At 68.8% G+C, this 14683-nt stretch carries 13 protein-coding genes and 1 pseudogene; 10 read left to right on the top strand and 4 right to left on the bottom strand.

Going from position 1 to position 14683, the window contains the following annotated elements:
* Positions 1-52: 52 nt before the first annotated feature.
* Positions 53-397, bottom strand: coding sequence for an ArsR/SmtB family transcription factor (locus ACKN61_RS22465; RefSeq protein WP_408951309.1), 345 nt, complete (start codon positions 395-397; stop codon positions 53-55).
* A 45-nt stretch (positions 398-442) separates the two neighbouring features.
* On the opposite strand from ACKN61_RS22465, the pseudogene arsH reads away from it, so the two are divergent.
* The 6 genes and pseudogenes from arsH to ACKN61_RS22435 all read left to right on the top strand — a co-directional run.
* A pseudogene (gene arsH, locus ACKN61_RS22460) lies at positions 443-1147 on the top strand (arsenical resistance protein ArsH); the annotation flags it as partial.
* A gap of 195 nt (positions 1148-1342) precedes the next feature.
* Positions 1343-1762 carry an arsenate reductase (glutaredoxin) gene (gene arsC, locus ACKN61_RS22455; RefSeq protein ID WP_408951308.1) on the top strand — a complete coding sequence of 140 codons (420 nt, stop codon included), beginning with the start codon at positions 1343-1345 and terminating at the stop codon, positions 1760-1762.
* 73 nt (positions 1763-1835) lie between these two features.
* Entirely contained in the window at positions 1836-2291 is a 456-nt protein-coding gene (gene arsN2 / locus ACKN61_RS22450; RefSeq protein WP_408951307.1) for an arsenic resistance N-acetyltransferase ArsN2, read from the top strand.
* 233 nt (positions 2292-2524) lie between these two features.
* Positions 2525-3100 carry an ECF-type sigma factor gene (locus ACKN61_RS22445; RefSeq protein ID WP_408951306.1) on the top strand — a complete coding sequence of 192 codons (576 nt, stop codon included), beginning with the start codon at positions 2525-2527 and terminating at the stop codon, positions 3098-3100.
* A 57-nt stretch (positions 3101-3157) separates the two neighbouring features.
* On the top strand, positions 3158-5701 hold the full coding sequence (locus ACKN61_RS22440; RefSeq protein WP_408951305.1) for a protein kinase domain-containing protein: 2544 nt from the start codon (positions 3158-3160) through the stop codon (positions 5699-5701).
* 351 nt (positions 5702-6052) lie between these two features.
* Positions 6053-7837, top strand: coding sequence for a hypothetical protein (locus ACKN61_RS22435; protein ID WP_408951304.1), 1785 nt, complete (start codon positions 6053-6055; stop codon positions 7835-7837).
* Positions 7838-7928: 91 nt separating this feature from the next.
* Here ACKN61_RS22435 and ACKN61_RS22430 read toward each other — a convergent pair whose 3' ends face one another.
* A complete protein-coding gene (locus ACKN61_RS22430) occupies positions 7929-8342 on the bottom strand; it encodes a hypothetical protein (RefSeq protein ID WP_408951303.1) in 414 nt (137 codons plus the stop codon).
* Positions 8343-8458: 116 nt separating this feature from the next.
* Positions 8459-9277, bottom strand: a complete 819-nt coding sequence (locus tag ACKN61_RS22425; protein ID WP_408951302.1) for a hypothetical protein — start codon at positions 9275-9277, stop codon at positions 8459-8461.
* Positions 9278-9607: 330 nt separating this feature from the next.
* Here ACKN61_RS22425 and ACKN61_RS22420 point away from each other — a divergent pair, with 330 nt between their 5' ends.
* The 4 genes from ACKN61_RS22420 (at position 9608) to ACKN61_RS22405 (ending at position 13484) form a co-directional block, all read left to right on the top strand.
* Positions 9608-10663 (top strand): two-component system sensor histidine kinase NtrB, encoded by a 1056-nt coding sequence (locus ACKN61_RS22420; RefSeq protein ID WP_408951301.1) that lies wholly within the window; start codon positions 9608-9610, stop codon positions 10661-10663.
* Positions 10660-12063: a nitrogen regulation protein NR(I) gene (ntrC, locus tag ACKN61_RS22415; RefSeq protein WP_408951300.1), complete on the top strand. Its 1404-nt coding sequence runs from the start codon at positions 10660-10662 to the stop codon at positions 12061-12063. The genes ACKN61_RS22420 and ntrC overlap by 4 nt, the downstream gene beginning before the upstream one ends.
* A gap of 264 nt (positions 12064-12327) precedes the next feature.
* Positions 12328-12906, top strand: coding sequence for a superoxide dismutase family protein (locus ACKN61_RS22410; RefSeq protein ID WP_408951299.1), 579 nt, complete (start codon positions 12328-12330; stop codon positions 12904-12906).
* A 95-nt stretch (positions 12907-13001) separates the two neighbouring features.
* Positions 13002-13484 (top strand): GNAT family N-acetyltransferase, encoded by a 483-nt coding sequence (locus tag ACKN61_RS22405; RefSeq protein WP_031372110.1) that lies wholly within the window; start codon positions 13002-13004, stop codon positions 13482-13484.
* 237 nt (positions 13485-13721) lie between these two features.
* Here the strand turns inward: ACKN61_RS22405 and ACKN61_RS22400 are convergent, their stop codons facing one another.
* Positions 13722-14639, bottom strand: coding sequence for a hypothetical protein (locus ACKN61_RS22400; protein WP_223621567.1), 918 nt, complete (start codon positions 14637-14639; stop codon positions 13722-13724).
* Positions 14640-14683 lie beyond the last annotated feature (44 nt).

Genomic DNA, 14683 nt, shown 5'->3' with positions numbered 1-14683 from the left:
ACAATAGGCGCCGGCGCGGCGGCTTGCGTGGCCGCGCTCATGCCTGCGCCTTTTAGGGGCTGGCGCAGCTGCCGTCCTGTGGACCGCAGGCGGCGGGCGCGCATTGTTGCGGCTGGCCGCCGCAGCAGTTGCGGGTCAGGAACTCGATCAGGCCGTTCATGGCGCCGAAGTCGGCGCGGTAGCAGATGTAGCGGCCCTGCGACTCGCCCTGGACCAGGCCGGCGGCGCTGAGTTCCTTGAGGTGGAAGGACAGGGTCGCGCCCGGCAGCGCCAGGGCCTCGGCGATCTCGCCGGCCATGCGGCCGCCCGGGCCGGCCTCGACCAGCAGGCGGAAGATCGCCAGGCGGGTGGGCTGGCCCAGGGCAGCCAGGGCGGTAGTGGCTTGATTGATTTCCATAATTCCAGAATAGTAGAAACGATTATCGACCTCAAGCGAGCCGCCATGACCCACCTGCCCAACCTCGTCAGTGCCGCTCTGGACCTGCCCGACCTCGGCAAACTCGCGCTAAGCGGCGCGACCCACCCGCCGCGGATCCTGATCCTGTACGGCTCGCTGCGCCCGCAATCGTTCAGCCGCAAGGTCGCGCTGGAAGCCGAGCGCATCCTGCGCCACTTCGGCGCCGAGACCCGGGTGTTCGATCCGCACGAGCTGCCGATCCTCGACAGCGTCGATGCCGATCACCCGAAAGTGCGGCAACTGCGCGAATGGTCGCTGTGGTCCGAGGGCCAGGTCTGGGTCAGCCCGGAGCGCCACGGCAGCCCGACCGCGGTGTTCAAGAACCAGATCGACTGGCTGCCGCTGGAGCAGGGCAGCGTGCGCCCGACCCAGGGCCGCACCCTCGCGGTCATGCAGGTCTGCGGCGGCTCGCAATCGTTCAACGTCGTCAACGCGCTGCGTGTGCTCGGCCGCTGGATGCGCATGATCACCATTCCGAACCAGTCCTCGGTGCCGAAAGCCTGGCAGGAGTTCGACGAGCACGGGCGCATGAAAGCCTCGCCTTATTACGATCGCATCGTCGACGTGATGGAAGAACTGTTCAAGTTCACCCTGCTGGTGCGCGACCGCAGCGACTACCTCGGCAGCCGCTACAGCGAGCGCAAGGGCGACCTCGCCGTGCAGGCGCTGGCGGTGGCCTCCGGCGCGGTGGCCCTGCCCGTAAACGCCGCTGCGGACAGCGCCGCGAACGTTGCCGCGACTGAGGCTGCGAACGAGGCTGCGAACGCCGCTGCGAACGAAGCCGAAGCCGAAGCCGATCCGAACACCGCAATCCACCCCAGCGCCGCTGCGCGCACGCCGTCGGCGTGCTGCGGCAGTGCCTGCGCCTCCAACGAGAGCTGAGCCATGGACATCACCATCTACCACAACCCCGCCTGCGGTACCTCGCGCAATACCCTGGCCTTGATCCGCCACGCCGGGATCGAGCCGACCGTGATCGAATACCTGCAGGATCCGCCGTCGCGAGCGGCCCTGGTCGAGCTGATCGCCGCGGCCGGCCTCAGTGTCCGCGAGGCCGTGCGCCAGAACGTCGCGCCTTATGTCGAGCGCGGCCTCGACGATACGACGTTGTCGGACGAGGCCCTGATCGAAGCGATGCTGCGCGATCCGATCCTGATCAATCGTCCCTTCGTGGTCAGCCCGCTCGGCGTGCGCCTGTGCCGTCCGTCCGAACTCGTGCTCGACCTGCTGCCGCCGATCACCCGGCCTTTCAGCAAGGAAGACGGCGAAGTCGTGATCGACGCCGATGGGCGCCGGGTGTCGTGAGTCGGGCCGAGCGATCGGCGAAGATACATACGATTCCAATACGCACGATATCTTTAGCCACCCGGAGCCTACGATGACGCTGGCCATACGCCGCATCGCCCCTGACGAAGCCGCCGCCGTGCGCACCTTGTTGCTCGACAGCGGCCTGCCGGTCGACGATCTGGCCAGCGCCGCGATCGAGTTCCGCGTCGCGGTCGACGAAAACCAGGCGATGCTCGGCGTGGTCGGCATCGAGGTCTTTGATGAGGCCGGCCTGCTGCGCTCCCTGGCGGTCGACCCGCAAGCCCGCCATCGCGGCATCGGCCACGCCCTGGCCTCGTCGCTGGAAGCCGATGCGCGTGCGCGCGGCCTGCGCCAACTGGTGCTGCTGACCCAGACCGCCGAAGCCTTCTTCGCCCGCCGCGGCTACACCGTCATCGAGCGGGCCGCCGCCCCGGCCGGCATCCAGCGCAGCGCGGAGTTCCGCTCGCTGTGCCCGGCCTCGGCGGTGTGCATGAGTTTGCTGCTGGAGCCGGCGCGGCTTGGTTGATGCCATGCGCCGGCACCGCACGGCCGGCAGGACCGAGTGCGCCCTCGCACCGGCGTCCGCATCTGGCCGCGGACTGCGTTAATCGAAGGGGGCAGTACTGGAGATGTACCTCGGATATGGCGGGTTTGGAGCTATTGGAATCGCCGCGGGCTGCGGCGGTGAGCGGGCCTTTGGCCGATGCGGCGGTGTTACAGCAGCCATCGGCCGATGACGGATCGGCGCTTGGCGGACCGGTGCTCGTATCGGAAGCGGCCGGCGCCGAAGTAACGGCGCTATTGCAGCGCTGGGGTGCGGGCGATGCCACGGCGCTCGATGCCTTGCTGCCCTTGGTCTATGCCGATCTGCGCGGGATCGCGCGGCGCGAGCTGTATGGCCATCGCGGTCACGACACGTTGCAGCCGACGGCGTTGGTCAACGATGTGTTCGTGCGTCTGCTCGGCAGCGATCGGCCGCAGTGTCTGGCCAGCCGCGCTCACCTGTTCAATACCGCGGCGCGGATCATGCGGCAGTTGTTGGTCGACCGCGCGCGGCGTGCGGCGTGCGACAAGCACGGCGGCGCCTGGAAGCGCGACGATTTCGCCTGCGCGCTCGATCTGCCGATCCCGGAGCGCACTTTGCTGCCGGAGCTCGATGCGGCCTTGGACGAGTTGGCCAGGCTGGACGAGCGCATGGCCAAGGTCGTCGAACTGCGCTACTTCACCGGGCTCAGCGTGGCCGAAGTCGCACGTTTGCTCGAGGTCGAGGAGCGCACGGTCTATCGCGACTGGGCTGCGGCCCGCGCCTGGCTGCGCGACCGTCTGTCCGAGTGATGGCAGTTTGAGGCGGCGCTTTGCGTTGTCTTCTGCGACCCAAGCCAGAGCTTCAGCATGACCTCCAGCGAATCGTCGTTCGAACGCCGCGCCCTGCAGTTGTTCCGTGGGGTGCTCGACGCTTCTCCCGCGGAACGCGAGCGCTTGCTCGGGCAGGCCTGCGCGGGCGACGAGGCGCTGCAGGCGCGGGTGCGGGCGCTGCTGGCGCAGGTCGAGGAGTCGCAGACCGGTTTCGATCCGGGTGCGGCTTCGTCGCAAGGCGACGCGAGGGGATTGCAGATCGGGCCCTACCGCTTGCTCGAGCGGATCGGCCGTGGCGGCATGGGCGAGGTGTTCCGCGCCGCGCGCTGCGACGGCGCGTACGAGCGCGAGGTCGCGCTGAAACGCATCTGGAGCGGTTTTGCGCCGCTGGGGGCGGCGTCGTCGACCGAGCGTTTCCTGCGCGAACGCCAGGCGCTGGCGCGGCTGCAGCACACCGGCATCGCCCAGTTGTACGACGGCGGCGTCACCGAGGCCGGCCAGCCGTGGTTCGCGATGGAGCTCGTTCGCGGCGAACCGATCACGCGCTGGTGCGCGGCGCGCGCGGCAACGATCGAGCAGCGGGTCGAACTCATGCAGCAGGTTTGCGCGGCGGTCGACTTCGCCCACCGTGCCTTGATCGTGCATCGCGACCTCAAGCCGGCGAACGTGCTGGTCGACGAGGCCGGCCAGGCCAAGCTGCTCGACTTCGGTATCGCCAAATGGCTCGACGAGGCCGATCCCAACCAGGACCCAGCCCAGACCCAGACCCTGGCGATGACGCCGGCCTGGGCCGCGCCGGAGCAGCGCGAGGGCCGTGCGGTCACCACCGCGACCGATGTCTATCAATTGGGCATGTTGCTGCGGGTGCTGCTGTCCGACGATCTGCCGGCGGTCGGGCAGGCGCCGACGCGGCTCGCGGCTGCCTACGAGGCGCTATGCAGGCGCGATGCCTCGGCGGCGCAGCGGATCGCGCACGAGCGGGCGACCACGCCGGAACGGTTGCTGGCGAGTTTGCGCGGCGATCTCGACTGCATCGTCGCCCAAGCGACGGCGCAGGCGCCGCCGCAGCGCTATCGCAGTGCCGCGGCCCTGGCCGACGACCTGCAACGCTGGCTGGAGAAACGGCCGGTGCACGCGCGCGGCGACGACCGCGCCTATCGCTGGCGGCGCGCGGCGCAGCGGCACTGGCCGGCCTTGACCACCGCGGCGGCAGCGCTGGCCCTGGCCAGCGGCATGGCCTTCTATCACTTCGCCCGGCTCGGCGACGAACTGCAACGCACCCGCGTCGCCCGCGACGAGGCCACCGCGGCGCAGGCCAAGGCCGAGACGCAGCGCGGCCAGGCCGAGGCGACCGCCGAGTACTTCGTGGATCTGTTCAAACAGGCGCGGCCGCGCGAGACCACCAGTGGCGAAGTCTCGGCGCGGGCTTTGATGGCGGCCAGCCTCGACGAGTTGCTGGCCGATCGAAAGCGCGACCCGCTGGTGCGAGCCTCGTTGCTGGCCGCGAGTGCGCGCGCGTCGGCTTATCTGGGCCGCGATCGGGACGCCGACCGGGCCGCGGCGGCGGCCATCGCCTTGTGGCAGGCGCATCCGGGTGCGGATAAGGAAACCCTGGCCAAGACCCGGTTGCTCAGGGCCGGGTATCTGCACCATCTGCAACGGCCCGAAGAAGCGCAGCGCGAGCTGGATCAGGCCATTGCGCTGGCCGCGCGGATCGCGCCGCGCGATCCCGACCTGCGTACCAGCCTGCAACTGTGGCGCGCCAACCTGGCCGGTGAGCGCGAAGACGCCGCGACGATACGCGACGCCTACGAGCAGGTGCTGCGCCTGACCGAGCATTCGCTGCAGCGCAGCTTGGCCTGTCGTTCGCACTACGCCGGGCTAGGCAACCTGGCCATGCTCGATATCGACGAGGGTCGTCCGGCCGATGCCGAACGGCGTCTGCGCCGCGCGCTGGCCATGATCGGCCCCTGCGGCATCCGCGACCAAGCCGACGGTCTCATACTGCGCCGCGTCCTCGCCGTCGCCTTGATCGATCAGGCGCGGTTGGGCGAAGCGCGAATCCTGATGGCTACCGCGCTCGAAGAGTCGCGTGCGCATTTCGGCGCGACCGATTCGTTCCTCGCCCACGCCTTGTTCGTGCAGGCCTTGCTCGAGGTGATCGAGCAGCGGCCGGCGGCGGCGCAGAAGCTGCTGGCCGAGGTCGCGCGTATCGACGATGCGATGCTGCCGCCTGCCAGCCCGATGCGTTATTCCCGCACCGGGCTGGGGGCGCTCTCGCTGATCGCGCAGGCCGATCATGTCGCCGCCGACAAAAGCGCAACGGATGCCGCGCTGCGCGGTGCGGTCAAGGCGCTGCGACCGATCGTCCAGGCCGACGGCAGCGCGCTGCGCTCGGGTTCGCTCAACGAGCGCGCCAGTGGCCGTTTCCACGCTCTGGCACTGGCCTATGCGCAATGCCGGCTCGATGCGTCGAGCGGCAACCGCGAGGCCTTCGTGGTGGCGCGTGCCGCCGCCGGCACCATGCGCCCATGGCGTACCCGCATCAGCCGAGACTGGGGCCGGCGCTGCGGCGTGTGAGGGCGGGGCGCCCGGACGCACCGGGCGATCGATTCGGCATCGTCGTCCTGATGCGCCGCTGACCGCGCTGCAGGCGTAGGCCTGCCGGGTCTGTCCCTTGCGCCATTCCCATCCGGCGCAGGTCTGGGCCGGACCGCGCCCGGTGGAAGTGCGGCGGGCGAGACCGCGCCGTCCCGATGCGGCGATGGGTCGGGCGACAGCCGCCATGTCAGGTTCCGCAGCCTCCTCTCGTACCCCTGTATGCCACCCACGTGGCATCCCTCGCTCAGGTATCGGGTCGTAACGGACTGCGACGACGCAACGGCAACGCATTCGCATCGAACACCGCTGCCTTCCATCAGGAGTTTCACCATGCAACTCATCTTCCATCGCAAACCCCGGCGGCGCCTGCCGCTGCTGTCGACCGCGCTCGGCGCGCTGTCGCTCGCTTTCGCCGCGACCGCATTACCCGCTACGGCAGCGACCGCGGCCGGGCCGGCGTCGGTCGTGCAAGGCCGCACCAACACGCTCGCCTCGTTCAGCCCGACCGTCTATTCCGACGGCCTGCAGCGCCAGTACCTGGTCAAGAACGGCCGCGTCTACAAGCGCACCGAACCCAACTGGAACACCTGGGAAAACATCACCGCGGCCTTCAACACCGTCCAGGAGGGCATCGGCGAGATCACCGCATTCGACGTCGAGCTGTACCGCGACGGCTTGCACCGGCAGTTCCTGACTCGCGGCGGCCATGTCTATCGGCGCATCCAGACCGGCATCGACCAGTGGGGCGCCTGGGAAAACATCGATGCGGCGTTCCCGGGTACGGGCAGCGAGCCGATCAGCTCGTTCTCGGTGGCGGTGTACGCCGATGGCCTGCAGCGCCAGTTCGTGGTGCGCGGCGGGCAGGTGTTCCGCCGCACCCAGACCGCGAGCGGCGGCTGGCCGGCGTGGGAAGACATCACCTCGGTGTTCTCGGGCGCGGGCAGTTCCGAGTCGACCATCACCGCTTTTCACGTCGCACTCTATAGCGACGGCAAGCTGCGCCAGTTCCTGACCCGCGGCGACCAGGTCTATCGCCGCACCGAGCCGAACTGGAACACTTGGGAAGATATCTCGTTCCTGTTCGACGGGGTCGGCCGCTCCAGCGACCCGCGCGTCGACGAGCCGATCCACAAGCGGGTGATGGTGATCGAGTTCAATCCCACCATCCGCAGCATGAACAACCAGCGCCTGAGCCGGGCGAAAGGTTGGTACGACCCGCGAGTGCTGGAGCAGCAGTACATCCAGTTTCTCGAACAGGCCAGCAGCCAGGTGGTGCAGTACTCCATCGCCGAGCACGTGTTCGTCGATGCGTTCACGCCGCGCACGCAGAACCCGATCTATACCGAGGCGACCTATCTGAAGTGTCTCGCCGACGAGCCCGACACCTGCCCGCTGCAGAACGACTTCGACTACGTCAGCGTGCTGCGCCAGTACGGCGTGTGCGAGAAAGCCAACGCCGGCGAGATCGACGAGCTGTGGCTGTGGGGCGGGCCGTACTTCGGCTACTTCGAAGCCAATATGGCCGGGCCCGGCGCGTTTCCGACCAACGGCGATCCGATTCCGGTCGAACTCACCACCTGTCAGGTCAAGCTCAACATCATGGGCTTCAACTACGAGCGCGAGCCGGAACGGATGTTGGAGGACATGGGGCATCGCGTCGAAGGCACCATGAGGCATCGCTTCGGCCGTTGGGCGAACAGTCCGCCGGCGCCGCCGCCGACGATGTTCCCGCCCGACGCCAACCTGCTCGAACGCTTCACCGCGCGCGGCTTCGATGCCACCACCGCGGCCTGCGGCAACATCCACGGTAGCCTCAACACCCCGCAATACGATCCGGGCAACCGTTGGGGCTACGACTTCACCAACGGCCATTACGAGTACAACACCTGCGACGACTGGGAGAACTATCCGAACCTGAGCCCCGGCGCGACCACGCTCGACAACTGCACCAAATGGGGCGGGCCGCGCTGCACCTTCCCGGACGGCTACCGCACCGCCGACCGAGGCTGGCATCTGTACTGGCTCGGCAAGGTGCCGAACTTCGCAGGCCGCCACCTCAACGTGCTGAACAACTGGTGGTGGTACGTGATGGACTGGGACGCGGCGGCGCCATAAGCGCGGCACCTGGGTGCGACATCGAAGCGACGGGCGGGGCGAGAGCCTCGCCCGTTCTTCGTTACGGCCGTCGCCATCGCTTGCGCAAGCTTCAATCCGTCGATCGGTCGACCAGCGCCGCCAGCTTCTTCGGCGCCAGCACGCAATAACTCTCGGTCAACAGATCGGCGACTTCGTCCCAGTCGGTCGCGCCGTCGAGGGTCATGCCGACGATGTTGGGAAACCACACCGGCCGGAAGAACGGCGCACGTTTGAAGCGCGGCGCATCGGCGCGCGGCAACGGCAGACGGAAGGTCAGCAGCGTCGCCGGCCCTTGCGTGCCCGCGGCCTGCACATAGGCCGGCGGCCAAGCTGCGGCGATCGTCAGCACGTGGGCGAAGTTCTTCTTACCGATCATCCAGCGCGTGCCGACCCAGGCCCGCTCTTCATGGGCCTCGGGCAGGCCGAGGCAGATCGAAGAGAGTCGGGCGACGATATCGGCGGAGACATCGGGGTGGTCGGCCATGGCTCGGTCCAGCGCAGCGGAGGCGGATCGGAGTGTGCCAGTTCCGCCGCGAAGCCGGCCATCAGCCGCCGCTGGATTGCAGCGGCCTCCGAGTGGCCGCGCCACCGATCGCGCCTTCAGCCATAAACGATCGCCACGATCCCGTTCGGATTGGAGACCTGTTCCACCATCACCCCGGTGACCTTCGCTTCGTAGAACACTTCGCGCAGCGGTGCGTGGTTGCGGTCGTCGAAACCGGACGCAATACCCCTGCTTTGGGCGTAGTACTGGCAGTACATGGGCGGCGGATCATCGTTCTTGCGCTGCGTGGTCACGGCGATGTAGAAGCCTTCCATCGATTTGTAGCCCACGCCGCCGAACACGGTGAAACCGACGCAGTCGTAGTTCTTCTTGTCGACCGGGTTCATGATCGACTTGGCCGCCGGGATCTTGGCCGACAGTGGCAGCAGGTTGGCTATGCCGTTCGGGCCGAAATGGAAGTCGATGTTTTCCAGGTCGGTGGAGGCGGTGTTGAACAGCAGGCCCTGCAGGTGCAGCGTGATGTCGAACAGCTCGATCAGGTCCAGCACCAGGTTGTAGAGGCTGATGCCGATGCCGATCTCGGTCGACGCCGCGCCGGCGATGCCTTCGATCAGGTCGGTGGCGAAACTGTTGCCCGGGTCGTTGGGGTTGCTGGGGATATCGGGCAGGGTGAATTCCCGGGTCGAGATGATGCCGGTCGCGTCCTGGTAAGCCCGCAGCAGGGCCATCAAGTCCGCGTGCGGATGCAGTCCTTTCTTGAACGCCTGGTGCGCTGCGGTCATGTTGGTGAGGAAGGTCGTCACCGCGCCGGGCGCGGTGTGCGGATTCTTCAAGCCCTCGCTCAGCGCCTTGAAGGCCGCGCTGTCCTTTCGGACCCAGGTGACGTGCGAGTACTGGCAATCCGGATAGCTCATGGTCGTGTCCTTCTGGGTGATGGCAGGGCGAGGCGAAGCGCTCGACGCGTTGCGCGCGAGCGCTGCGGCTGACGGAGTCGGATCTGAACCTTGTCGCCGCGCGCATCAGAGGCGTCCTCGCGCGGTAGCCCGGCCTTCATTGCCCGGATAAACGCTCCCCAACGTTTCCAACAGGCAGGCAGCACGGCTTCGTGCGGGTTAACGGGGCGGGCCGGAGCAAGCGGCCAATCGGGCCATGCTCCGAGCGCGGCTGCACCGGAATAGACCTGCCTCGCTACGCCTATCGCGGCTCTTGCCAACGCCGCCGCCGCTTTGCACTAGTATGGTGCAATGCCCTCCGATCCCCTGCCCACGCCGGACCTCAGCCTCGACAGCCTGACCACGCCGATGGCCTGGAGCGACTCGGCCGGGGCGATCGTCGGCTGCAATACGGCGTTCTCGCGCTGGTTCGGGATCGGGGCGCGGCGCCTGCTGGGCTGGACCCTGGCCGGGCTGGATGCCGGCGACGGCCGCTTGGCCCTGGCCCTGACCCGTCAGGGCGGCGACGAGGCGCCGCTGCGGATGCGGCGCATGCGCCTGCGTTATGCCGACGGCGAGGATCGCTTCGCCGACCTGTGGCTGAGCCGCCGCGACGATGGCGGCTGGCTGCTGGAGGCGCACCCGGTCGACGAGTTTCCCGGCGACGACCCGGCGCTGCTGCTGCCGTCGGCGCTGTCGGCCTCGTTGAAGGGGCTGGCGCACGAGCTGCGCAATCCTCTGGCCGGGCTTAAGGGCGCTTCGCAGTTGCTGGCGCGCCGGGCCGAAGACAGCGAATCGCGCGAGCTGATCGAGCTGATCGACAGCGAAGTCGAACGCCTGACCGAACTGGTCGACCGCCTGCTGACCCCGGCGCCGCCGCGGCCGCATGCCTTGCTCAACATCCATGCCGTGCTCGAACGCGTGCTGCGCCTGGCCGAGGCCGATGCCGGCTGGGCCGTGCGGCTGGTGCGCGACTACGACCCCAGCCTGCCCGAGTTCGCCGGCGATGCCGACCGCCTGATGCAGGCGGTGTGGAACCTGGTGCGCAACGCGATCGAGGCCAAGGCGACCCACGTCAATCTGCGCACGCGCATCGAACGCGGCGTGCGCATCGCCGACACCGTGCATCCGATCGCGCTGCGCCTGGAAATCATCGACGACGGCCACGGCGTGCCCGACGAACTGGCCGAGCAGCTGTTCCTGCCGCTGGTGTCGGGCCGCGCCGAAGGCAGCGGCCTGGGTCTGGCGCTGGCCCAGCAAGTCTCGCGCGAGCACCGTGGTTCGCTGGCCTACCGTTCGCGCCCGGGCCATACCGTATTCACGCTGCTGTTGCCGATGCAGATCGAAGCCGAAGAGGAGGCGACATGAGCGCTGCACGCATCTGGGTCGTCGACGACGATCGTTCGGTCCGTTTCGTCCTGTCGACGGCCTTGCGCCAGGCCGGCTACGACGTGGACGGGTTCGAGAACGCCGGCGATGCGCTCGATGCATTGGAACAACGCGGCGTGCCCGATCTGCTGTTCACCGATGTGCGCATGCCCGGCGACGGCGGCCTGGTGCTGCTGGAGAAGCTCAAGGCGCGCGCACCGTCGTTGCCGGTGGTGGTGATGAGCGCCTACACCGATGTCGCCAGCACCGCCGGTGCGTTTCGCGGCGGCGCCCAGGAATTCCTGTCCAAGCCCTTCGACCTCGACGATGCGGTGGCCCTGGCCGCGCGCACCTTGGCGGCGAGCGAGCCGCAGGACGAAGCGAGCGTCGTCAGCGACGGCACCGCCGGCGACAGCCTGATCGGCGACACGCCGGCGATGCTGACCTTGTTCCGTGCGATCGGCCGCCTGGCCCAGGCGCCGTTGTCGGTGCTGATCACCGGCGAGACCGGCACCGGCAAGGAGCTGGTCGCGCGCGCGCTGCATCGCGAGTCGCCGCGCGCGGCGCGGCCGTTCGTCGCGCTCAACACCGCGGCGATCCCGGCCGAGTTGCTCGAAAGCGAGTTGTTCGGCCACGAGGCAGGCGCCTTCACCGGTGCGCAGCGCCGCCATGTCGGGCGCTTCGAGCAGGCCCATGGCGGCAGTCTGTTTCTCGACGAAATCGGCGACATGCCCTTGCCCTTGCAGACGCGCTTGCTGCGCGTGTTGGCCGAGGGCGAATTCTTCCGCGTCGGCGGGCGCGAGCTGATCCGTGTCGACGTGCGGGTGATCGCGGCGACGCATCAGGACCTGGAGACCTTGGTCGCACAGGGGCGCTTCCGCGCCGACCTGTTGCACCGCCTCGACGTGGTGCGGCTGCGCTTGCCGCCCTTGCGCGAGCGTCGCGCCGACGTGCCGCAACTGGCCGAACGTTTCCTGGCCTCGGCGGCGGTACGTTTCGCCGCGCCGGCCAAGCGGCTGTCCAAGCCGGCGTTGGAGCGCTTGATGGCGCACGATTGGCCCGGCAACGTGCGCGAGCTCGAGAACGTGTGCTGGCGCTTGGCGGCCTTGGCGCCCGGCGAAACCATCACCCGGCAGGACATGGACGACGTGCTTGGGGTATCGGCGCAGACGGCCGCCAGCGCCACCGAATGGGAGGCGCAGCTGTCGAGTTGGGCGCGTGCGCAGCTCGCCGAAGGCCGCGCGAACCTGCACGCCGATGCGCGCGAGCGTTTCGACCGCGCACTGTTGGAAGCCGCGCTGGAACACACCGGCGGGCGCCGCACCGAAGCGGCGACGCGGCTCGGCCTGGGGCGCAATACCTTGACGCGCAAACTGGGGCCCGGGCGTCGCGGCGGTTGAGTGACCGGGTTTTCGCTTCCGTTCCAGACGGTGTCGGGCCTGCAGGACGACGATGCGTCGCAGTTGCGCGCGCACGAACATGCCGTGGTTGGCGGAATGCGATCGCGCACCGCGCGGCCCCGGCATTCGTGCCCATAATCGCTCATTGCCCTTGCGATGCCGGCGGTGCGGCGGCGCGTTTCACTCGCGCTGAACCTGCGCCGGGCTAGCGTCGAATCACCTTCTACCGTGCGCCGTCGCCGGCGCCGACGACAGGAGTCCCGCATGAACCCGATCCTTCGCAGCGTATCCCTCGCCACCGCCGTGCTCGCGCTCGCCGCCTGCGGCGGGCAGACGACGCGGCCGACGCCGCCGCCCAAGCCCGTGGGTCCCAAGCCGGTGTCCACGGCCCAGGCGGGGCAGGTCATCCTCGCTTCGGCATCGGGCAGTCTGGTCAGCGGCAAGCTGGCGTTGCGGCCGATGGGCGACGGCGTGCATTTCACCGGCGAGATCGGCGGCCTCGCGCCGAACAGCTCGCATGCGATCCACGTCCACGAGAAAGGCGACTGCAGCGCGGCCGACGCCAGCAGCGCCGGCGGCCACTTCAATCCGGTCGGCCAGCCGCACGGGCAGGTCGATCACGGCCCCCACCATGCCGGCGACATGAACAACATCGTCGCCGACGCCGAAGGCGTGGCCAAGGTCGACGTGCATGCCAGCGGCGTGACCCTCGGCGGCGGCGCCATGAACGATGTCGGCGGCCGCGCGGTGATCGTGCACGCCTCGGCCGACGACTACCGCAGCCAGCCGGCCGGCAATGCCGGTGCGCGCCTGGCCTGCGGCGTGATCAAGATCCTGCGCTGATCACGGGCGCGATGGGCGCCGCGAAGGCGAAGCATGGCGCCCCAGGTGGGCGCCGTCGCCTTATGCTGTGCGTTCCGACCCTGCGAAGCTCCATCATGACCCGCCTGCGTATCCGCGATGCCGTTCCGACCGACCGCGACCTGATCGCCGAGTGGATGATCGCGATGGCCTGGGAGACCGAGCACAAGCGCCTCGATCCGGATACCGTGCACGCCGGGGTCGCCAACGGCCTGGCCGACGCGGCCAAGGCGCGCTACTTCATCGCCATGCGCGAAGCCGATGTCGGCGGCCACGAAACCATCGCGGTGCCGGCCGGCACCCTGATGCTGACCCACGAGTGGAGCGACTGGCGCAACGGCGACTGGTGGTGGATCCAGAGCGTCTACGTGGCCCAGGAGCATCGCCGCCAGGGCGTCTACAACGCTTTGCACAGCCACGTCGCCGCACTCGCCCAGGCGACCCCGGGCGTGGTCGGCCTGCGGCTGTACGTCGAGCGCGCGAATGCCAATGCACAGCAGACCTATGCGGCGATGGGCATGGTCGATGCGGGCTACGACATCTACGAACAGCACACCTGATGCGGCGATGAGTGTCGCTGGGCTGCGCCGCTGATCGAGGAGAGCCCGCCGATTTGTTTCCCCCTTTTGAAAAAGGGGGGGCAGGGGGGATTTGCTTTTCGTGCCGCATCGAGGCGTTGCGCCCGTGCTGGCGACTTTTCGCTTCGGTCCTGGAGCAAGAGCAAATCCCCCACGTCCGCTACGCGGCCGTTCGCCCCCTTCGCAAAGGGGGCAGCAGCGAAAGCGGCTATCCGTGGTTCAAAGCTGGTTGGCTTCGCTCTCGCCGTCGCAATGCACGAACGTCACCGGCACCGCGTGGGCGCCCAGTACGGCCGAGATCTGCCGCAGCCGGGCTTCGAAATGCTGATAGCGGCGATTGAGCTTGTCGCGGCATTCGTCGGTGTTGCACGGCGCTTCGGGCGCATAGCGCGCATGCCAGGCGGCCGGCGAGAACAGGGCGATGCGGGCCTCGCCTTCGCTGTAGTGGATCAGCGGTTCCGGACGGGCGTCCAGCCATTCCTCGCCGTCGGGCTGCAGCAGGGCGGTTTCGAGCAAGGGCCACAGCGGGCCGAGGCCGGCGTGTTCGTATTGCATGGCCATCATCGCGGCCAGGTCGTGCACGGTCAGGTAGCGGGCGTGCTCGACCTGCAGGCCGAACGCGGCCTGCGCGGCCAACGCGGTGCCGGCGCCGGCCATGCCGCGCTCGAGCAGGCTGGATTCGAGGATCTCGCCGACGCGGGCGACGACGTCGGCCTCGCCGCTGAGGACGAACGGCACCAGCCGCAGCGGACCGCCGGCGAAGTCGGGCGAGGGCGCCAGGGCGCCGGGCAGGCGTTCGTCGTGGGCGCCGAAGGCGATCACCCGCGCGGCCGAGGCGGCGGCGCGGTCGCGCGGCGCGTTGGCGGCCAACTGGTCGAGTTCGCGGTGCAAGGGCCAGCCCGGGCGCAGCAGTTCGACCGGGTCGTAGTGCGCGCCGACGGTGATCAGGTCCAGGCCGCCGGCTTCGGCGGCGAAAGTGGCCAGGTCGCGCGCGATCTTCTCCGACAGCGCCCCCGCATCCTGGAGCGGCAGGGCGTTGCGGTCGACCGCGGCGTCGCCTTTGAGCTCCAGCGCGAGCGCGCCGAGGACGTGCAGGGGCGCGGACGGAGCGCTGGCGGGAGAGCTGGCTGAAGTCATGATCACCGAGGATACGCTGGCGTTTGGTAGAGCGCGTGTGCAGC

The sequence above is a fragment of the Lysobacter sp. Hz25 genome (assembly GCF_046097045.1).
Taxonomy (GTDB): domain Bacteria; phylum Pseudomonadota; class Gammaproteobacteria; order Xanthomonadales; family Xanthomonadaceae; genus Lysobacter; species Lysobacter antibioticus_B.
This window is presented reverse-complemented; position numbering and strand designations above follow the sequence as displayed.